The 18308-nt window shown below is 53.1% G+C and carries 20 protein-coding genes; 8 read left to right on the top strand and 12 right to left on the bottom strand.

Translation table 11 applies throughout. From position 1 onward, the window contains the following. Positions 1 to 19: 19 nt before the first annotated feature. A complete protein-coding gene (locus J0A68_RS04860; protein ID WP_206577055.1) occupies positions 20 to 883 on the top strand; it encodes a class I SAM-dependent methyltransferase in 864 nt (287 codons plus the stop codon). Positions 884 to 910: 27 nt separating this feature from the next. Here J0A68_RS04860 and J0A68_RS04855 read toward each other — a convergent pair whose 3' ends face one another. Continuing rightward, positions 911 to 2059, bottom strand: coding sequence for a DUF4221 family protein (locus J0A68_RS04855; RefSeq protein WP_206577054.1), 1149 nt, complete (start codon positions 2057 to 2059; stop codon positions 911 to 913). Between the two features lie 66 nt (positions 2060 to 2125). Here J0A68_RS04855 and J0A68_RS04850 point away from each other — a divergent pair, with 66 nt between their 5' ends. Continuing rightward, complete coding sequence (locus J0A68_RS04850; RefSeq protein WP_206577053.1) at positions 2126 to 2515, top strand: VOC family protein; 390 nt, start codon at positions 2126 to 2128, stop codon at positions 2513 to 2515. Positions 2516 to 2636: 121 nt separating this feature from the next. After that, complete coding sequence (locus tag J0A68_RS04845; RefSeq protein ID WP_206577052.1) at positions 2637 to 2876, top strand: VF530 family protein; 240 nt, start codon at positions 2637 to 2639, stop codon at positions 2874 to 2876. A 78-nt stretch (positions 2877 to 2954) separates the two neighbouring features. On the opposite strand, the gene J0A68_RS04840 is transcribed toward J0A68_RS04845, so the two are convergent. The 5 genes from J0A68_RS04840 to J0A68_RS04820 form a co-directional block, all read right to left on the bottom strand. Beyond that, positions 2955 to 3617 (bottom strand): phosphatidylserine decarboxylase family protein, encoded by a 663-nt coding sequence (locus tag J0A68_RS04840; RefSeq protein WP_206577225.1) that lies wholly within the window; start codon positions 3615 to 3617, stop codon positions 2955 to 2957. Between the two features lie 75 nt (positions 3618 to 3692). Further along, positions 3693 to 4970 (bottom strand): Glu/Leu/Phe/Val family dehydrogenase, encoded by a 1278-nt coding sequence (locus tag J0A68_RS04835; protein ID WP_206577051.1) that lies wholly within the window; start codon positions 4968 to 4970, stop codon positions 3693 to 3695. 72 nt (positions 4971 to 5042) lie between these two features. Continuing rightward, on the bottom strand, positions 5043 to 5882 hold the full coding sequence (locus J0A68_RS04830; protein ID WP_206577050.1) for a phosphatidate cytidylyltransferase: 840 nt from the start codon (positions 5880 to 5882) through the stop codon (positions 5043 to 5045). Further along, the gene (locus J0A68_RS04825; protein ID WP_206577049.1) at positions 5860 to 6072 is read right to left on the bottom strand and encodes a putative signal transducing protein; all 213 of its coding nucleotides are present in this window, start codon (positions 6070 to 6072) and stop codon (positions 5860 to 5862) included. The genes J0A68_RS04830 and J0A68_RS04825 overlap by 23 nt, the downstream gene beginning before the upstream one ends. Beyond that, positions 6047 to 7000: a CPBP family intramembrane glutamic endopeptidase gene (locus tag J0A68_RS04820; protein ID WP_206577048.1), complete on the bottom strand. Its 954-nt coding sequence runs from the start codon at positions 6998 to 7000 to the stop codon at positions 6047 to 6049. Before J0A68_RS04820 ends, J0A68_RS04825 begins: the two co-directional genes overlap by 26 nt. Before the next feature lie 38 nt (positions 7001 to 7038). On the opposite strand from J0A68_RS04820, the gene dusB reads away from it, so the two are divergent. Next, positions 7039 to 8034, top strand: a complete 996-nt coding sequence (gene dusB / locus J0A68_RS04815) for a tRNA dihydrouridine synthase DusB (RefSeq protein ID WP_206577047.1) — start codon at positions 7039 to 7041, stop codon at positions 8032 to 8034. A gap of 117 nt (positions 8035 to 8151) precedes the next feature. Beyond that, positions 8152 to 9054, top strand: a complete 903-nt coding sequence (locus J0A68_RS04810) for a DMT family transporter (RefSeq protein WP_206577046.1) — start codon at positions 8152 to 8154, stop codon at positions 9052 to 9054. Between the two features lie 117 nt (positions 9055 to 9171). On the opposite strand, the gene J0A68_RS04805 is transcribed toward J0A68_RS04810, so the two are convergent. From J0A68_RS04805 to J0A68_RS04795, 3 genes are all read right to left on the bottom strand, one after another. Beyond that, the gene (locus tag J0A68_RS04805) at positions 9172 to 10248 is read right to left on the bottom strand and encodes a DUF3810 domain-containing protein (protein ID WP_206577045.1); all 1077 of its coding nucleotides are present in this window, start codon (positions 10246 to 10248) and stop codon (positions 9172 to 9174) included. Between the two features lie 13 nt (positions 10249 to 10261). Beyond that, positions 10262 to 10843, bottom strand: coding sequence for a NifU family protein (locus J0A68_RS04800; protein ID WP_206577044.1), 582 nt, complete (start codon positions 10841 to 10843; stop codon positions 10262 to 10264). A gap of 85 nt (positions 10844 to 10928) precedes the next feature. Next, positions 10929 to 11663, bottom strand: a complete 735-nt coding sequence (locus tag J0A68_RS04795; protein ID WP_206577043.1) for a ThuA domain-containing protein — start codon at positions 11661 to 11663, stop codon at positions 10929 to 10931. A gap of 284 nt (positions 11664 to 11947) precedes the next feature. Here J0A68_RS04795 and J0A68_RS04790 point away from each other — a divergent pair, with 284 nt between their 5' ends. Next, on the top strand, positions 11948 to 14335 hold the full coding sequence (locus J0A68_RS04790) for a TonB-dependent receptor (protein WP_206577042.1): 2388 nt from the start codon (positions 11948 to 11950) through the stop codon (positions 14333 to 14335). A gap of 73 nt (positions 14336 to 14408) precedes the next feature. On the opposite strand, the gene J0A68_RS04785 is transcribed toward J0A68_RS04790, so the two are convergent. From J0A68_RS04785 to J0A68_RS04775, 3 genes are all read right to left on the bottom strand, one after another. Then, positions 14409 to 15158, bottom strand: a complete 750-nt coding sequence (locus tag J0A68_RS04785) for a M15 family metallopeptidase (RefSeq protein WP_206577041.1) — start codon at positions 15156 to 15158, stop codon at positions 14409 to 14411. After that, the gene (locus J0A68_RS04780; protein ID WP_206577040.1) at positions 15155 to 15919 is read right to left on the bottom strand and encodes an SDR family NAD(P)-dependent oxidoreductase; all 765 of its coding nucleotides are present in this window, start codon (positions 15917 to 15919) and stop codon (positions 15155 to 15157) included. Before J0A68_RS04780 ends, J0A68_RS04785 begins: the two co-directional genes overlap by 4 nt. A 188-nt stretch (positions 15920 to 16107) precedes the next feature. Next, positions 16108 to 16773, bottom strand: a complete 666-nt coding sequence (locus tag J0A68_RS04775) for a heme exporter protein CcmB (protein WP_206577039.1) — start codon at positions 16771 to 16773, stop codon at positions 16108 to 16110. Positions 16774 to 17460: 687 nt separating this feature from the next. On the opposite strand from J0A68_RS04775, the gene J0A68_RS04770 reads away from it, so the two are divergent. Further along, positions 17461 to 17667: a DUF2191 domain-containing protein gene (locus J0A68_RS04770; RefSeq protein WP_206577038.1), complete on the top strand. Its 207-nt coding sequence runs from the start codon at positions 17461 to 17463 to the stop codon at positions 17665 to 17667. Next, entirely contained in the window at positions 17664 to 18038 is a 375-nt protein-coding gene (locus J0A68_RS04765; RefSeq protein ID WP_206577037.1) for a PIN domain-containing protein, read from the top strand. The genes J0A68_RS04770 and J0A68_RS04765 overlap by 4 nt, the downstream gene beginning before the upstream one ends. Positions 18039 to 18308: the final 270 nt, after the last annotated feature.

The following is an 18308-nucleotide window of genomic DNA, read 5'->3' as shown; positions in this document are numbered from 1 at the left end:
CTGTAAACAGACTACTCCAATGCAGCCCAAAACTACGAATGAGTGGAACTTTCCGATCGTGATTCCCAGCCATCCGCTCAAACGGCAGCTTAAGAAACTGGTGGGAAGACTGGCGCTCCTGTCCAGCCCAGCCACCAAAGAGGCGCTACTGGCAGGAAAGCCCCCCGAGAACAGCAGAGAGCGCGCCGCACTCGCCGCTATCGTCATGCAGCTAAAAGAGCGCAACGAGGTCGAGAAACTCGCAGAACTCCACAGGAAGGTCTGGGCCTCAAATGCGACCCAAGGCTACTACCAGCTGACCGCCAGTAGGGTCAGGAGCATGTACGCCCTACTCAGGGAGGACATCTACCAGTCCCTTTCCAGCCTCATGCAGCGAAATGGCTACGACGCCCTGATCGAGTTGGGCTGCGGGGAAGGGGTCGTTCTGGACGACCTTTCCACCAAGTTTGGAAAGGACATTGGGCGCTTTGTGGGGATAGACATCAACAAAGCCCAAATAGAAACCAACCAGTCGGTGTATGCATCAAACCCAAAGCTGGAATTTATCGCCGGTGATCTTACTTCCGTGATCGCAAGCGTCAAGGGATCCGGCAAAATCTTCCTGACTTTTGGCGGAGTGTTGGAGTACCTGACCGAAAGAGAACTGCTTTCACTCCTGGAAGACATCGGCGCCGAGAAAAACTGCGCCCTTTTGCTCTACGAACCGATCACCGCAGGTTTTGACCCCAGGATAGCGCAGCATTCCATACTCTACGGAAGCGAGTCCAGCTTCTCACACCCCTATCATATCTTCTTGAAAAAAACCGGATTCCAAATCGAATCGGAACGCCTGGTGGAGTCTGGAGATACCAACTGGTTGTTTCTATCAGCCACTAACAGCTGAAAACCGCAGTATAAGGGAGACCTCCGATCAATTGCCCTCCAACTTAATCAGCTCAAAGGCTAGGCTGTCCTCCATGTTCCCCGGATTGTCGGGGTGGTTGATGGAGAGGTGGAGCCCCTTTTCCCCTACAAAGAAATTGCTGGGAAGGTAAGTACTTCCGTCAAACCTCCGCTCCGTCAGCACGCGCAGCTCCTCATCCAGCACCATCACCACGAAAGCATCGGGCGCTGAACGCAGCGCCATCAGCTGCTCATCGGACTCCACCTCCACCGTGGGGAAGGCAAAACGATAGTACACCTTTCGGAAAGGGTCGTAAACCAACGACTCATAGCGGGACTTGGCAAAGAAGTACTGGTTGAAGCCCCGGCCGTCCACATCCTTAGCAATGGTCGGCATAGACGCATCCAAGAAGCCGCTCGCCGCGTCCTTTGTCTCCCAATCTGGCGAGCCAGGCGAAGTGGTGAAAACCCTATGGTCCCCCATAAAGGAAGCCACTACGCTACCTTGCCGGTAGACCAGGCTGTACTCCAGCTGCTTCAGACCTTCAGAGAGGTAGTCCTTCGGAAAGCCATACGGCAACAACCTACTTGCCCCGGTCTCCAAATCGACCGCGACGAGCAGAGCGATCGTATCCAGCTTTTCCTGGGTGAAATCAGTGACCCTGCCATCGGCCCGGACTTTGACGAACAGCTCATTTCCGACGACTGCTGGGCTCGACACATAGTAGCTGTTGTGGGGAAAGATCATGGGATAGCCTTGCGGAAGCTCGATCCGAAGCCGCTTTTTGATCGTCGCCGAAGTATCGCTCAGAATGACAAAGGGACTCATCTCCGGAAAAACAAAAATGCTATCCAGGCTTTGCACGTGGAAATACCCCAGCTTCACCCCTTGATCTCCTTCGGGCTCAAATCGGATCTCCTTTTCAAGCTTTTGGTCCTTCAGGTCAAAAATCTGAAGTGAATTGGCGTTTGGGTTGACGTTAAAAAGCAAAGGTCTGTCTGCCTCAACATATTGCAGTCCGACGCTGACATTGGAAGTCTGCACGTCAATGGGAAGAACGATCCGCTCGCCTGATGGCTCCAGACTCCAGGAAGGGGAAGTCGTTGTTTCTGACTGTTTGCAGGAAAAGGCCAGCGTCAGCGCAAAAAAGATAAAGAGAGGGTTAATTTTGGACATCGTAAAAGGTTTAGCCCTAAAACTAAACCGTCCAGAACAATTGACAATACTCTTATTAGTTTATTTATGAAACAACAGCTTGGACAACTTACCCTTTTGGTCAAAGACTATGACGAGGCTATAGGATACTACACGCAGACTCTGGGCTTTGAGCTCCTCGAAGACACCAAAATGAGCGAAACCAAGCGCTGGGTGCGGGTATCGCCTCCCGGCTCCAGCTGCCACCTGCTCTTGGCAAAGGCGGCCAGCGAAGCCCAAGAAAAGCAGATCGGCCTGCAAGCGGGAGGACGCGTCTTTCTTTTTCTCTACACAGACGACTTCTACAGGGATTATAAAAACTATCGGGCAAAAGGCGTGGAATTCATGCGGGAGCCTTCCGAGGAATCCTACGGCATCGTGTCCGTCTTCAAAGATCTCTATGGAAACCTCTGGGATCTCATCCAGCCTGTTCAGTAGGCAGTGTTCAGTCTCAGTAAGCAGAATTCGTCTCTTGGTTCATGGCTCTAGGCTCAAGCTCTTGTGTCTTGATACTTGAGTCTAGATACTTTACTTTTATCATCCACAATTCGACCATCTCTTGGAATCCCAACCCAACAATCCCCTTCACGGCATCCGGCTGGACACCATTTTAAACCACCTTGTGGACACCTACGGATGGGCGGAATTGGGCGAGCGCATCCCCATCCGCTGCTTCACCCACAACCCCTCGATCAAGTCCAGCCTGACTTTTCTGAGAAAAACCCCCTGGGCCAGGGAGCGGGTCGAAGGGCTCTATCTCAAGTCGCTGCGGGATGCAAAAAAAGAAGGGAAAGACTAACTGCTCTTCAAAAGCAGAAAAGCCAGATGAATCGTTGATCCACCTGGCTTTTTTGTTCGGTTACTAACCGCTACTTGATCAGGACTTCAATCGAGCAATCGGTGTTCGAGCTCCCTTGGTCACCTGATCCATGGTACAGAGGATCTCCGCATCGAGAGGCAAAAACATATCGACTCTGGAGCCGAATTTGATAAAACCGAATTCCCCTCCCTGATCGAGTTTGGAACCGGCCTTTACATACCACTTGATCCTGCGGGCCAGGGCTCCGGCGATCTGTCTGACCATGATCTTGGTGCCTTTGGTGTCGCGGATCACCATGGAGGTACGCTCGTTTTCCGTACTGGACTTGGGGTGCCAAGCGACGAGGTATTTGCCGGGATGGTATTGGAAGTACTCTACCTCGCCCTTCACCGGGGAGCGGTTCACGTGCACGTTGATCGGAGACATGAAGATGGAAACCTGCTTGCGCTTTTCCTTGAGATACTCGTCCTCAAAAGCCTCCTCGATGACCACTACTTTGCCATCGGCTGGCGCATAGACCACCCCCTCTTCATTGGGAAGGGGAAAAATGGGATTTCTGAAAAACTGCAAGACGATCAGGTAAAGCACCACACTGGCGATCAGCGAGAGATTGATCAGCAGTCTTTGCTCGGGGAGGTAGTAGTATAGCAGGTAGTTGAGCGCCACGAGGATGATCATCATCCAAAACAACAGGGCCCTTCCTTCTTTATGAATTGTCATCATGTCGGTAAAATTCAAAAGGCGCGAGATCGATGTCCCGCGCCCCAAATGTAAAACTTTTAGCTTAATCCAGCCTTAGAAGCCTCCACGGAAGCTGTAGGTCTTGGCCACTTTGTCGATCGCCACGATGTAGGCGGCGATTCTCATTGGCACATTGTATTTGACGGAAGCCTGGTACACATTGTCAAAGGCATCCTTCATGATACGGTCTGAGCGACGGTTTACCCGGTCGGCTGTCCACTTGTAGCCCAGGCGGTTTTGCACCCACTCGAAATAGGAAACGGTCACGCCGCCCGCATTCGCGAGGATATCCGGCACGGCCATGATGCCTTTTTCGTTGATGATGGCGTCGGCTTTTGCGGACGTCGGGCCATTGGCTCCCTCCACGATCAGCTTGGCCTTGATCTTGTCCACGTTGGCAATCGTGATCACATCCTCCATGGCAGCCGGCACCAGCACATCCACCTCGAGGGTCATCAGGTCGCCTGGATTGTCCATTTTGTCGCCGCCTTTGAAGCCTTCCAAGGTGCCGTTGTTGCTGTCCTTGTGCTTGATCGCTTCCTGTATGTTGATGCCGGAGGCGTTGTAGAAGGCTCCTGTATGGTCGGAGATGGCCACGATTTTCAGGCCTCTTTCTTCCAACAGCTGGGCAGCCCATCCACCCACGTTGCCAAAGCCCTGCACGGCGCAGGTAGCAGAGAATGGATTGATTTTCAGTTTTTGCATTGCTGCCAAAGCAGACACCATGACACCACGGCCAGTGGCCTCGGTTCGGCCCAGCGAGCCACCCAGTACCAGTGGCTTGCCTGTGACGACGGCGGGGACGGTCATCCCGTGGGCTTTGGAGTATTCGTCCATCAGCCAGGCCATCTCGCGGGGGCCAGTGCCCATATCGGGAGCGGGGATATCTTTGTCGGGGCCAAAGACGTCGATCATGGCCATGGTGTAGGCTCTTACCAGACGTTCGATTTCACCCTTGGACATTTCTCGGGGATTGCAGCGCACGCCGCCCTTTCCACCTCCGTAGGGGATGTCCACCACGGCACATTTCCAGGTCATCCAGGCAGCCAAGGCACGAACTTCATCCAAGTGTACGTCGGGCGCAAAGCGGATACCTCCCTTTGCCGGGCCCAGAATGTTGGAATGGATGACCCGTATCCCTTCGAAAACCTGGATGGTACCGTTGTCCATCGTGATCGGCAGGGAGACGATTACTTGTTTGGCGGGATTCTTCAACACGTTGTAAACTTCATCGGAGAGTCCGAGTTTCTCGGCAGCGATGTTGAATCTTTCCATCATTGACTCCAAAGGATTCTCTTTATCCTTGATCGGAGCCGGTTCAATGTAAGCCATATTTGGGTTCTTAAATTGGTTTGTGAAATGCTGCACAAACTTACTTAGATTTTCAGACCGCCCGTGCTTGTATTAAAAGATTTTCAAAAAAGCGGTGATAAAGGGGGCCGAAAGTAACAATCCGTCAAAACGATCCATAAATCCCCCATGTCCAGGCAGATGGTTGCCCGAGTCCTTGATCTCGATGGAGCGCTTGAAAAGCGACTCGATCAGGTCGCCGTAGGTACCCGCGATGATGATGATCCCGGCAATCACCAGCCACTTCCAGTCCTCGATCACATGGAAATATTGGGACAGGATGAAAGCCACGGCAATGGCCGCAAACGCTCCGCCGAGGAATCCCTCCCAGGACTTTTTGGGAGACACCCGCTCAAAAAGCTTGGTCTTGCCAAACTTCGTCCCTGCGAAATAAGCGCCCGTGTCACTCGCCCAGAGTATCAGGAGGCAGCCGATCAATATTTCGTAGTGGTAGATCTTGTCCACAGAGAACACGGCCAAGTTAAGCAGGGAAAAAGGCAGTGCGACGTAGAAAATCCCCAAATAGGTATAGGCGACGCCCGTGAAGGGCTTCTTGTCGGTCTTCTTGTAGAGCTTGATGAAAAACGTCAGGGAGACGATCGGAAAGATCAAGTAGAGGTATTCATTGGGCAGGCGCTCCTTCTCGATCATGAAAGTCAGCGTGAAGATCATGACCCCGAGAAAAGTCCCGAAGCTCCTGAGCGGAAGCATGCCGTCCAGGCCCGTCAGCTTGTAAAACTCCATCTGCGCAAAGCCCAGAATCGCGGCAAAAACCACAAAATAGGTCCAGTCGGAATAGACGGCGGCAGAGACTACGATGACAGCACCCACAGCCGCAGTGATCGCACGCTGGCCTAGGTTGCTGTAGTTATTAATGTTGAAACGTGATTTCATTTTGAATCAATTGCAATGCAGCCAGCGAGTCGCTCTGGACTACCAGCACCTCGTATGTACCAAACACATGATAGACGGTTTCCTTTTTGCTCATCACCACCGCGGGGATGTTGTTTTCCTCCAAGACGGCCTTCACGATCTCCGCGCGTATCTGGTTTTGGTTCTCATATACCTTGATCCAATTCTGCATCTTTGGGTTGATTGATTTTCTTAAAATAAAAAAATCCAACCATAAGAACCAACAGACCCGTAATCGCCGCCGGGTAGGATACGGTATCGGTGGACTCCAAATCAAAGTCCACCATGCCTTGGTTGGCCATGTAGATGACCAGTACGGTCAGGGCATTGTTAAAGACGTGGGCCAGAATCGGGTAAAGCAAGCTGCCCGAATAGTGATAGAGGTAGCCAAAAAGCGCCCCGAGAAAAACCCTGGGCACAAAGCCATAAAACTGCACGTGGATGGCGGAAAAGATGATCGCGGTGAGCCAAATCCCCCAATGGGCGGAGTTGGTGTAGCTTTTCATCTTAGGCTGGAGCACGCCGCGGAAAAACATCTCCTCCCCGATACCGGCAAATACGCCGATTACCAGGATTCCGGTGAGCAGCTCCGGGATGGTCTGAAAGTCCGTCAGAAACTTCGTCAAGTCCATCAGCTGGGTCTCCATCTCCTTCATCCAGCTTTCCAGACCGGCCATGGATTCAGGCAGGTCCAACTGCGCGTTCCAATAGACCAGGAGTCCGTTGAAAAACATCGCCCCCAGCGTAATCGCCAGCGCGACCCCAAAACTTTGAGGGTTGAATCGGGAGCGCTGCACGTCCCAGTGGAGCTCGGCCTTGTCTATAAACCGGGTGATCACCCAAGCCGCGACCCAAAAGCCGATGCCGGACCCGATTCCCTGCACAAAAAGCATCGCCATCCGTCCGTTGGGCACGTCATAATTGCCCGTCATGAGGCTCAAAAGATCTTCGATGCTGATATTATAGAGGCTAGGAATCAGTGCGAGAGCAAAACCCTGGAGAAGAATCAGAACGCCAAAAGTGACTAAAACGATGACTATCAAGGACAAGAGCCAATTCTTTCGGCTCCCTATTTCGGTTCGGGTTTCGTATATCTCCATAATTTGGGGTAAATTTACGCCAAAATTAGAATTGAGAAGTGGTTAAGATTGGAAAGTTGGAGCTGGGGGACTTTCCCCTGTTGCTCGCCCCGATGGAAGATGTAAGCGATCCACCCTTTCGCGCAGTCTGCAAACAAAACGGGGCAGACCTCATGTACACCGAGTTTATCAGCTCAGAAGGCCTCATCCGCGATGCCGCCAAAAGCGTGCAGAAGCTGGATGTCTATGACTACGAGCGCCCAGTCGGGATCCAGATTTTCGGCAACGAAATCGAATCCATGCGCGAGGCCGCAGCCATCGCCGAAGCCGCCGGGCCGGATATCCTAGACATCAACTATGGCTGCCCGGTGCACAAAGTAGCCTGCAAAGGTGCCGGTGCGGGCATTCTCCTGGACATTGACAAGATGGTCTCCATGACTGCCGAGATCGTGAAGCGGGTGAATATCCCCGTCACGGTCAAAACCCGATTGGGCTGGGATCACAAGACCATCCGAATCGTGGAAGTAGCCGAGCGCCTACAGGATGTAGGCATCCATGCCATCTCCATCCATGCTCGTACCCGCCAGCAGATGTACAAGGGCGAGGCAGACTGGAGCTACCTCAATCTGGTCAAAGACAATCCCAGACTGCACATCCCAGTCTTCGGAAATGGCGACATCGACACCCCGGAGAAGGCCGCCGAGTACCGCTCCAAATACAATGTGGACGGCATGATGATCGGCCGTGCGTCCATCGGCTACCCTTGGATTTTCAACGAAATCAAGCATTACTTCGCCACAGGCGAAAAGCTGGCTGGGCCGGATCTGGCCGAGCGGCTGGCAGTGACCAAAAAACACCTGGACTTCTCCATCGAGTGGAAAGGTGAAAAGCAGGGCATCCTGGAGATGCGCCGCCACTACACCAACTATTTCCGCGGTATGCCAAACTTCAAGCCTTTCCGCACGGAGATGGTCACCGCCGACACCTACGAACAGGTCTCTGCGATCCTGGATCAAGTGGCAGAAGTGTACGCCGACTATGAGTTTCAATGCTAAAGCACGCTTTCTTTGGCAAACGGAAGACCTCAGAATTTTCATCGCTGAGGTCTTTTTTTTGATCTTTTTTACAGCCGAATTAGTTCCTTTGCTGACGCCAATCTTTTTCCCGACTAAATGAGTACCCCCACTCCGGAAAACAGCCTGAAAAACTGGGCTTTGCTCATCGTGCTCACCCTGATTTGGGGCACCTCATTTATCCTGATCAAACGTGGGCTGGAGGTCTTCAGTCCGGGCGAGGTCGGAGCCTACCGCATGGTGGCCGCCGCGACCTTGCTTTTGCCCCTCTCCATCCCAAAAATCAAAAACCTGAGCAAAACCCAGGTAAAAAACCTGATCCTGGCCGGCTTGCTCGGCAGCTTTTTTCCGGCGTTTCTTTTTCCTCTGGCGCAAACACAAATCAGCAGCTCGCTCACCGGGGTGCTGAATGCACTCACCCCCCTGTTTGTGGTCTTGGTCGGAGCCCTGTTTTTTGACACGCAGATCACCCGGAGAAATGCGCTCGGGCTGGTCATCGCCTTCGTAGGCGTGGTCATTTTGGTCGCCTACAAAGAAGGAGGAGGTTGGGCATCGTTCGCGGGGATCAATGCCTACGCGCTGTTTGTCATCGCCGCGTGCATCTGCTACAGTTTTAACCTGCACGTGATCAAAACCCGGTTTACCAAGCTGAAGTCCATCGAGATTTCCTCGATTTCACTCCTGATGATCCTGCCTTTGGCACTGATTTACCTCTTTGCCGGCACGCAGTTTTCCTACAAGCTTGTCACCCACCCCGGCGCTTGGCAGGCTTTGGGCTACATCACCGTGCTGGGCATGGTGGGCACGGCTATCGCCTTGATTTTGTTCAATATCATGGTGAAAAGCGCCAGTCCTTTTTTCGCAAGTTTGGTCACCTACACCATTCCCATCGTAGCGATCATGTGGGGGGTGCTGGATGGAGAGGTGCTGCTCATCGGGCACTACATCGGCATCGCAGGAGTGATCTTGGGCGTTTGGATCGGGAACAGACGGAAGGCATGACTTCTAAGCGTAGCGGTTTTCCTGCTAAAGTATTCCCCTTACAGAAATGAGGGGAGTTAGCCCAAAACTTGGAATTGACGAACTTTTCGGGCTTCGGTCTCCCGTCTTCCAGCTTGTTTAATTAAAAAAATTCATCCTTTGCCTCCAGGCATAAGCCAACATCGGCAGCTGCTGGTAGGAGTTGACTCCGGCTTTCACGCCTTGGCTTTTCAGGAAAATATCGTTGGACTTGCGGCTGAGCTCCAGGGAAAAGGGCTTGATCGCATCACTGACCTCCCGGATGGAATTGAGGTCGTTTTTGATGCCGACGGAGAGGTTTTTTACCCAGTCTTTGTATTCGTCCGGCGCCATGCGGTAGTAGTCCCGCATCTGGTACTGCAGGAGCCGCAGGTGGCCGGAGTAGCGCAGGAGTGGGTCTTCCGAATTGGTACAGATCACCCAGGCGATGAAGTTGGCCTCGCCCTCGTTGGTCACCCCGTAGCTGTGTGCCATCTCGTGGGCGACGGTGAAAGGCTGCTCAAGCGGGTGCAGGGAAGGGTCGATGTAGCTCTCTCCGGTGAAGGGAAAATAAATCCCGAGTATGCCCATCCTCCTCATAAAACCCGACGGAGGAAACTGCTTGGTCCTCGGCCTTCCGGTAAAGTTCAGTCCCAGGATATCCAGGTTGTCATGCATGTTTTGCCTCACCATACGCTCCAGATCGGGATAGTCCATGATCGAATGGATGGCCGAGCTGTCCAGGGTGATCCGGCTGCGATACTGGACTGCCAGCCTCCGCGTGATTTCCACCTCGGACTTGAGCTGTTCGAGATTGAGGGACTTGGGCTTGAGGGCAAGCTGCTGGAAGATCGGCGTGCGCTGGTAGTTGAATCCCCAGAGCACCAGGAAGAAAAACACCAAAGCACCCAAGCCGTTCGCCAAGGCCTTGAAGGTATAGAACGTCTTGGATTTCCAGCCACTCCGATTTTTGAAGCGGAGGGCAAAAAGCAGCAAAACCAGCAGGACGCTGGCCACAAAAAGGTAAACGCTGGGAAAAGGGAGGTTTCCCAGCGTCAGATCGATCACATTTCGGATTCCCGGAAAAAACAGCCGCGAGTAGACCTCATCGGTCGCTTCTGGATGTCTGACGGCAAAATAGCGGAGCACCAGAGCCAAAATTCCCAATAAAGCCCAGGACCAGTCCCTTTTTGCCATGAATCTGTTGCTGTTAGACGCCTTCGGCCTGCACTTCGTTCACCTCGGGAAACATCCGGGTGAGGAGATTTTGGATTCCAGCCTTGAGTGTGACGGTGCTCGAAGGACAGCCAGAGCAGGAGCCCTGCAGCAATACCTTGACCACTCCATCGTGAAAAGAGTGAAAAACAATCGCTCCACCATCCTGCTCTACCGCGGGGCGGATGTACTCGTCGAGCACTCCTTTGATTTTCTTGACGATCTCGGAGTCGTTTTCGTCGAAAAGCGGATCCTTGTCGAAACTGGCCTGCACGGCCGTCTTTCCAGACTCCAGGTATTGCTTGATGTGGTCGCGGATGATGTTTTGGATTTCCGGCCACTCTACGTCCTCGGTCTTGGTCACTGTGACAAAGTTCGCCGCAACGAACACCCTTTCCACCGCCTGAAAATTAAAAAGCTCCTTGGCCAACTGGCTGTTTTCGGCGCTTTCGGCACTGGGATAGTCGAAGCTTACCCCATCCTCCACCAACATGAAGTTGGCGACAAACTTGAGTGAATTCGGGTTGGGATTAGCCTCCATGTAGAGGTGGACCGGACGGGACTGGGCTTTAAGCATGGCAATCTGGATTTGGTTGTAAAGAAAAACCAAAAAAGGCTTCGGAAGTTCCGAAGCCTCAAATTTTTACGCTTGATCGTGGGAATTACTTGGGAAGCTTGCCCTTTGCCGCATACCAGATGCCCCCATGGACATGCTGCAGGAAAGCCTCATTTTTCCAGGCAGATTCCACGTGGCCCAAGGCGGTGTAGAATACCCGACCGCCGTCAAACTCATGGTACCAAGCCATGGGATGGTTTGGGCCATTGCCTTTTGCCGGCTCGTAGGTAGACTCGTCGGCGTTGATCAGGACTTTGATGTCGGGATTGATGTCGCGAAACTCATAGAGCTCGTCATACCACAGCCAGTTGTCCGGCAGGTGCCAAGTGGCCGGGTGGTTTTTGTCCTTCACTTCCAGTCTCAGCGTCTGCTGACGGGGATGGGTGAGAAAGTAGGCCCCGATCATCTTATTGTACCAAGGCCACTCATATTCTGTGTCGGTCGCGGAGTGGATGCCCACTACGCCTTTGCCGCTTTGGACAAACTTCTGGAAAGCGGCCTTTTGAGCCTCGTCGAAGATCGTTCCGGTGGTACTCAGCAGCACGACCACATCGTATTTGGCGAGGTTTTCGTCGGTAAACTGTCCCGCATCCTCCGTCACATAGACGCCAAAGCCCTGCTCCTGCCCGAGCTTTTTGACTGCTGCTACCCCTTCAGGGATGGACTGGTGGCGAAACCCGGCTGTTTTGGAAAGTACCAAGACCCGAAACTGCTGTGCGGAAACTTGACTGGACAGCCCGACCAGCAGGATCAGCGCCACCAAGGTAGATTTTAGGTTCATAGAAGTTCTCTTGTTAGAATTTTGAAAGCTAAGCAGGCAAGATAAGCCGCAAGGGCAAATAATCGCTGCATTCGCCCCCACTTTTTGACACTCGGCTGGTTTGCCGTACCACCTACCCCGATTTTGCAATCCGGCATACCACACCCCAGCGTATCTGGCGACTCTGCCTTGAATTAATTTGGACAAATTCTAAATAGAGCTTTGCATTGTCCGATTGCAGTCCCATCTTTGTTCCCGATTCTATCTATCTGTAATCAATCTAAATAAATATTTCTGTTTCAAGTATGAGAAAATTTTACTCCTTGATCTTGGTATTGCTCTTGGCCTCGCAGGCGCTGCTGGCCCAGAACAAAGGGAAATTGCAGGGAAACGTGCAGTCCGCGGACGGCGCCCCTGTCGAATTTGTAAGCATTTTGTTGAAAGGGACCTTTAAGGGCACCATCACCAACGCGGCGGGAAACTTTGAAATCGGGGGCTTGAATCCCGGCTCCTACACCGTCGTCGCTTCCTTCGTCGGGCTCAACACCAACGAGCAGGAAATCCTGGTCGAGGCCGGAAAAACCCAGACCCTGGACTTTGTCCTGACCGAAAACTCCGGCGACCTCCAGGAAATCCTCGTCTCCTCCTCTCGGGAAAGCTACAACGAGAGCCGCGTCTCTTCTTCCCTCAGAATCAACGCTCCCCTGATCGAAATCCCACAAAACATCCAGGTGGTCAACCGTGACATTCTCAATGACCAGCAGGTCATCAGCATGAGCGACGGGCTAGTCCGCAACGTATCTGGAGCAGTGCGCCTGGAGCACTGGGGAGATCTCTACACCAACATCAGCGCGAGAGGCTCGCAGGTGCAGGCGCTGAGAAATGGCTTCAATGTGGTCAACTCCTATTGGGGGCCACTGACCGAAGACATGAGCTTTGTGGAGCGGGTGGAATTCGTGAAAGGCCCTGCCGGATTCATGATCTCTTCCGGAGACGGCAACGGCCTGTACAACGTGGTCACCAAAAAACCCACTGGACAGACGCAGGGTGAAGTTTCTTTCACCGTGGGCAGCTTTGACCTCTACCGCACCGCTCTCGATCTGGACGGCAAGCTGAGCAAAGACGGCCGCCTGCTCTACCGGTTTAACGTGGCAGGGCAGCAGAAAAAATCCCACAGACCCAATGAGTACAACAACCGCTACAGCATCGCCCCCGTCATCTCCTACCGGGTGCAGCCAAGCACGCTGGTGACTTTTGAATACACCTACCAGCGCGCCAACATGAGCGACGTGGGTTCCTTCTATGTGTTTTCCACAGATGGCTTTGCCTCCCTCCCCAGGGACTTCACTTCCCTACCCGCCGGCATGCCTGGCACGGAGATCGACGACCACTCCTTCCTGGTCAACCTACAGCATGACATCTCCCCCAACTGGAAACTGACCGCCCAGGCCTCCCACATGATCTACCAGCAGCAAGGTTCGTCTATGTGGCCGGGAGCGGTAAACGCTGACGGTACCTGGACCCGCGCGGTGTCCAGCTGGGATGCACTGAGCAAGATGTCTATGGCGCAGGTTTTTCTCAACGGGGAATTCCACACAGGCGGAGTCCGCCACAAAATCCTCTCCGGCATCGACATGTCCAACAAGGCCTATTGGGCTGACTGGGGACAATACCATGTCTTGGATGCGGAAGACAGTCCTTTTGACTCCAGCAATCCCAGCTTGGGCTATCCCTCCAATGGCTACCCGGAGTTTGACTACAGCACCCCCATCGAAGGCAGGGCTGTGGCAGCCGGAGGCACGATCGACCAGACCTTCAGCGCATTTTATCTCCAAGACGAGCTGGCTTTCCTCCAGGACAAGCTGAGGCTGACCCTCGCGGGACGCTATACCGACCTCTCCCAAGCGGCTTGGGGCGGTGCTCCGGACCAAGACAGCAAGTTCACGCCCAGAGTCGGCGTCAGTGCCTCGCTCACCAGCAGCACTTCTGTGTACGGTCTCTACGACCAGGCTTTCACTCCCCAGTCAGGGCAGCTTTCCAATGGAGAAAAAGTACAACCAATCACGGGCAACAGCATGGAGCTGGGCTTGAAAAAGGACTTCGCCAACGGGAAGTGGAGCACTACGCTTGCCGCGTACCGAAACATCAAGAGAAACGAGCTGACCGCCGACCCGAACAGCCCTCCCAGCTCCAACCTGAGCATCGAGCTGGGCGAGAAGACCGCCGAAGGCATCGAGTTTGACTTGAAAGGCAACATCCTTCCCGGCCTCAACACCATCTTCAACTATGCCTACACCGACTCTCGGGTCACCCAAGTCACCGAGGGAATCACCGACATCGAGGAGGGCGACATCATTCCCGGCTACGCAAAGCACGTGTTCAACACCTGGCTGGGCTACACCATCCAGGAGGGCAGCCTCGAAGGACTTGGCTTCTCCGCAGGCCTGACCATCCAGGGCGGAAGGGAAACCTACTGGGATCCTTCTCCAAACCCGAATGAAGTCCTTCCTACCTACACCAAGCTGGACGCAGGCGTATTCTGGGGCAGGGGCAATTTCAAAGTCAACCTGAACGTCTTCAACCTGCTGGACGACTACCTCTACAGCGGCTCCTACTACACTTGGCTGAATGCCTACTACTGGCAAAGCGAAGCTCCGAGAAATGCGAGACTCAGCGTTTCCTATAAATTCTGACAAACTACCCCCACAATGAAAAAGGCCGACCGGAGTGATCCAGTCGGCCTTGATTTTTTATTGGGAGAAAAGACTACTCCACGATTTTAAACTTTTCCCCTGCCTCTTTTCTCGTGAACGCATTGAAATGCCACCACTCACTTCCCACGCCGTGAAAACCCGCTTCCTTCATCACCTTGCGTAGGATTTCCCGGTTGGCGACCTGGGCTGAAGTGATCTTCTTCTCTGCCAGCATCTGCTTTTCCCGATCCGGATAGGCAGGGTAGCCAAAGTAGTCGTAGCCCGTGCCCATATCCAAAGTGGAATCCGCCGCGGTATCGAAGATCGTCAGGTCCACGGCTACGCCAAAATTGTGCAGACCGCCCACCTTGGGATCGGCCACGTAGAGCGGCTTGATACTGTCGGGCTTGTCCAAGCTGTCCCATAGGATCTGCTGCACGCTGCGCGGACGCACGCCGTCGTAGATCAGCAGGGTAAGATTGGGGTGGTCTTTTTGCAAAAGTGCTTGCGCTTTTCCCACCATCTCTGCCACCTCAGGCTGGAGGTAGCAGCGCACATGCTCACCATACACATCCTTGCCGAAAAAATTGTCCGTCGTCGAGTATTTCAGCTCGATAAGAACTCCCGGCACCACCGTCTCCACGTCCACCAGGCCTTGCTCGACGAGCTTTTGCTCCAGCTCAGGCAAAGACGCCTCCAATTCCACCTCCTTCACCGGATCGAGCACTTTGCGTTGCTGCTCGGAGAAAATCTCCTGGTCGCTCTTGACCGGAGAGGAGCAAGCGGCCGCCATGACCAACAGACTTAAAAAGGAATGCTTCATTTCGTCGGATTTTTGTTGACCAAAGTAGCCGAAGCTTGTGCAGTCGGCAAGACGACGATATCCGCCAGCACCACATGGGCTGGGCGACTGACGACAAACTCCACGATCTCGGCGATATCCTGCGCGACAAGAGGCTCAAAACCCTGGTAAACCGTCTCGGCCCGCTTATCATCTCCCTTAAACCGAACCAAGGAAAACTCCGTCTCCACCAAACCGGGATGGATGCCGATCACCTTGATCCCAAAAGGATTCAGGTCAATCCGCATCCCCTTGGTGATCGCGTCCACGGCATGCTTGGAGCCGCAATAGACGTTGCCATTGGGATAAACCTCTTTGCCAGCGATGGAGCCGATATTGATGATGGTGCCGGACTTACGGGCAGTCATGCCCGGAATGATGGCCTTGGACACATAGAGCAGCCCTTTCACATTGATATCCATCATGGCATCCCAGTCGTCCAGGCTGCCCGTCTGGATGGGATCCATGCCATGGGCGTTGCCGGCATTGTTGATCAAGACATCGACGGCCGACCAGTCAGCAGGAAGATTCCCGAGGATCTCGGCGACTTTTTCCCTATCCCTGACGTCAAACACGAGGGGTAAAAAACGAGCTCCTGCTTCGAGTTCCTTTCCCAGTTCGTCCAAACGATCCGACCTTCTTCCGGTGGCGATGATGTCGAACCCCATCTTGGCCAGGGTCAACGCGCAGGCTTTTCCGATCCCGGAAGTAGCTCCGGTGATCAGGGCGATTTTGTTTTCCATGGTTTAAAGATAGAAGGATTGGAAAAAATGTCACCCTGAGCGAAGTCGAAGGGTTAAAAGATTGGGAAACTAGAGTTGGAAAGTTGTAAGGTTAGAAAGTGGCAAAGTTGCCGGCGGTCGTCATCGCATTTCCACCAAAAAGTACTTTCAGCCCTCGTATCTCGTACTTCTAAAATCGCACCTCCAAATCAGCTTTTCCACAAATACGGAAACAGAATGTAGCCCGTCGCGCCGACGATGGCGTTGATCGCCAAGAGGCTCAGTAGTTTGTCCGCACTGACGCACCAATCCAGTCCGTCCAGGGCGTTTTTGGAGATACGGATCGCCATCAAGAGAATGGGAATGATCACCGGAAAGCTCAGGATCGCCATCAGGGTAGCGTTGTTTCCGGCTTTGGAAGCGATGCCGCTCACCATGGTGAGGCTGGCGGAAAAACCGACGGCTCCGAGGACCAGGTTGAGCAGAAAAAGTGGCTGATCCTGCACGGGATTGCCCAAGATCACGGAAAAGACCGAGTACCCGAGCAAGGCCAAGATCAGGGTGAGGCCTGTGTTGTAGATGATTTTGGAAAGGATAATGGCCTCGGGCGAGGCGATCATGTAGTAGTAGAGTTGGCGGCCCTGATGCTCCTGCACGAAACTCTTGGCGACGGCATTGACCGAGGAAAAGAGGATGATTATCCAATAGATCGCGTTCCAGGTCGGGATGGACAGCGTGCCGGACTTGGCTCCCACGCTCAGGTAAGTGATGAAGACCGCCGAGACTACGTAGAGCAGGATGCCGTTGAGCGCATACTTCTGTCGCCACTCCAGGGTGACTTCCTTTCGGATCAGCACGGCGATTTCTTTCCACATGTGGCAAAGGTAAGTGACATGGCCACAAAGTCACAAAAATGGAGGCGTAAGAAAAGCTCAGAAACGAATCCCTACCTGCCCATTTTTTTTACCACGGAGTTCACAGAGGAATGGGAGAAAAACTTTGCGCCTCAGCGACTTCGCGTGATTTCTTTTCTCGCAGAGACGGAAAGCCGCAAAGTACAAAACCCAAACCCTTTCCTCTTTTTTCTCTGTGGTGAGAAATCCAATTTCCGGAGGAGCGGGCGAAGCCTCTTTGTGACCTTGAAAAGGCAGATTGAACCAAGAGGATTGCGGTCACGCAGCGGAGCCAATCCTGTCAAAATCCTTCTTCGTGAATCTTTGTGGTAGATGAAGCGCGAAGCGCATAAAATCCAGCCCAATCCTCAACCGGTTTTGGCGAGACCTCCACGACTCCATTGGCCTCTTCTCGGCCAAAACTCTCCATACTAAACCCCAAACCAGTATCCTTGGGTTTGAAAACCCAATGCTATGCACCGGCCGCCCTGATAGGGCTTTGAATCCGTTCTTTTACCATGTCGAGAAACAAAACGACTTTCGTCCCAAGCCTTGATCCCTCCTATTTCTCCCTCCCCCTGTGGTGAAAAAAAGTTGGGCAGCAGAAAATGTCCTTCAGAAACAAATTTAGATACGACAACCTATCGTATATTTGAAAAAAACAGTGAAATGAAAGTAACCGCCTTATTACCAGACCAAATGATCCGCGACGCGATGGAGCTTTCGGACACTTCTACCGTGACGGACGCACTCAAAGTGGCGCTCACACACTACATCTCCATCGAGAAGATCAAGCGGGCCTCGATGAGCATAGCCGCCGAGCCTCTTTCCTTCTACTACACCGCCGATGAGCTCCGATCCAAGAATCAATCATGAGGAATGTAATCTTCGACACCTCGATCTGGATCGAGTATTTCAAGCGAAATCCGGAGTATTTCCAGCCATGCCAAGAGCTGCTGGACTCCGGGTCGGTGTATACGCTGGAGGTGATCTTTGCCGAGCTGATGCAGGGAGCTCGCGGCCAACGGGAGCTGGAAATGATTCGGCTTTACTACGAAAACCTGCCCAAATTGGACGCTAGCAACCAGATCTTTGAGGCCGGTGTGTTTTCACAAGAAAACCAGCTGATCCACAAAGGAATCGGGCTGATCGACACCATCATCATCTTTGCGGCCATCCAAAACCGCATGAAAGTCTGGACATTGGACAAGAAAGTCCGTTCATTTTTGGCTTATCAGATTTTTTAGAAGGTTTTTGCGACAAGACGCGAAGGCACTAGAAGCTTGCTGTCACTTTCTTTTAACCACAGAGAAAAAGTAGGCAGAAACTGCCCGTCCATTTTGCACCCTTGCGCCTCCGGTGAATCCAGCGCGAAGCGCATAAAATCCAACCCAATCCTCAACCGGTTTTGGCGAGACCTCCACGACTCCATTGGCCTCTTCTCGGCCAAAACTCTCCATCCTAAACCCCAAACCAGTATACTCGGGTTGAAACCCAAGGCTATGCACCGGCCGACC

The sequence above is a fragment of the Algoriphagus oliviformis genome (assembly GCF_017254915.1).
GTDB classification, from domain to species: domain Bacteria; phylum Bacteroidota; class Bacteroidia; order Cytophagales; family Cyclobacteriaceae; genus Algoriphagus; species Algoriphagus oliviformis.
This window is presented reverse-complemented; position numbering and strand designations above follow the sequence as displayed.

Coding starts and splice junctions, on each gene's coding strand:
- J0A68_RS04770 (WP_206577038.1), top strand. CDS start 17,461: ATGAAAGTAACCGCCTTATTACCAGACCAAATGATCCGCGACGCGATG.
- J0A68_RS04800 (WP_206577044.1), bottom strand. CDS start 10,843: ATGCTTAAAGCCCAGTCCCGTCCGGTCCACCTCTACATGGAGGCTAAT.
- J0A68_RS04810 (WP_206577046.1), top strand. CDS start 8,152: ATGAGTACCCCCACTCCGGAAAACAGCCTGAAAAACTGGGCTTTGCTC.
- J0A68_RS04840 (WP_206577225.1), bottom strand. CDS start 3,617: ATGACAATTCATAAAGAAGGAAGGGCCCTGTTGTTTTGGATGATGATC.
- J0A68_RS04830 (WP_206577050.1), bottom strand. CDS start 5,882: ATGAAATCACGTTTCAACATTAATAACTACAGCAACCTAGGCCAGCGT.
- J0A68_RS04780 (WP_206577040.1), bottom strand. CDS start 15,919: ATGGAAAACAAAATCGCCCTGATCACCGGAGCTACTTCCGGGATCGGA.
- J0A68_RS04785 (WP_206577041.1), bottom strand. CDS start 15,158: ATGAAGCATTCCTTTTTAAGTCTGTTGGTCATGGCGGCCGCTTGCTCC.
- J0A68_RS04765 (WP_206577037.1), top strand. CDS start 17,664: ATGAGGAATGTAATCTTCGACACCTCGATCTGGATCGAGTATTTCAAG.
- J0A68_RS04805 (WP_206577045.1), bottom strand. CDS start 10,248: ATGGCAAAAAGGGACTGGTCCTGGGCTTTATTGGGAATTTTGGCTCTG.
- J0A68_RS04820 (WP_206577048.1), bottom strand. CDS start 7,000: ATGGAGATATACGAAACCCGAACCGAAATAGGGAGCCGAAAGAATTGG.
- J0A68_RS04825 (WP_206577049.1), bottom strand. CDS start 6,072: ATGCAGAATTGGATCAAGGTATATGAGAACCAAAACCAGATACGCGCG.
- J0A68_RS04795 (WP_206577043.1), bottom strand. CDS start 11,663: ATGAACCTAAAATCTACCTTGGTGGCGCTGATCCTGCTGGTCGGGCTG.
- J0A68_RS04855 (WP_206577054.1), bottom strand. CDS start 2,059: ATGTCCAAAATTAACCCTCTCTTTATCTTTTTTGCGCTGACGCTGGCC.
- J0A68_RS04835 (WP_206577051.1), bottom strand. CDS start 4,970: ATGGCTTACATTGAACCGGCTCCGATCAAGGATAAAGAGAATCCTTTG.
- J0A68_RS04775 (WP_206577039.1), bottom strand. CDS start 16,773: ATGTGGAAAGAAATCGCCGTGCTGATCCGAAAGGAAGTCACCCTGGAG.
- J0A68_RS04860 (WP_206577055.1), top strand. CDS start 20: ATGCAGCCCAAAACTACGAATGAGTGGAACTTTCCGATCGTGATTCCC.
- J0A68_RS04790 (WP_206577042.1), top strand. CDS start 11,948: ATGAGAAAATTTTACTCCTTGATCTTGGTATTGCTCTTGGCCTCGCAG.
- J0A68_RS04850 (WP_206577053.1), top strand. CDS start 2,126: ATGAAACAACAGCTTGGACAACTTACCCTTTTGGTCAAAGACTATGAC.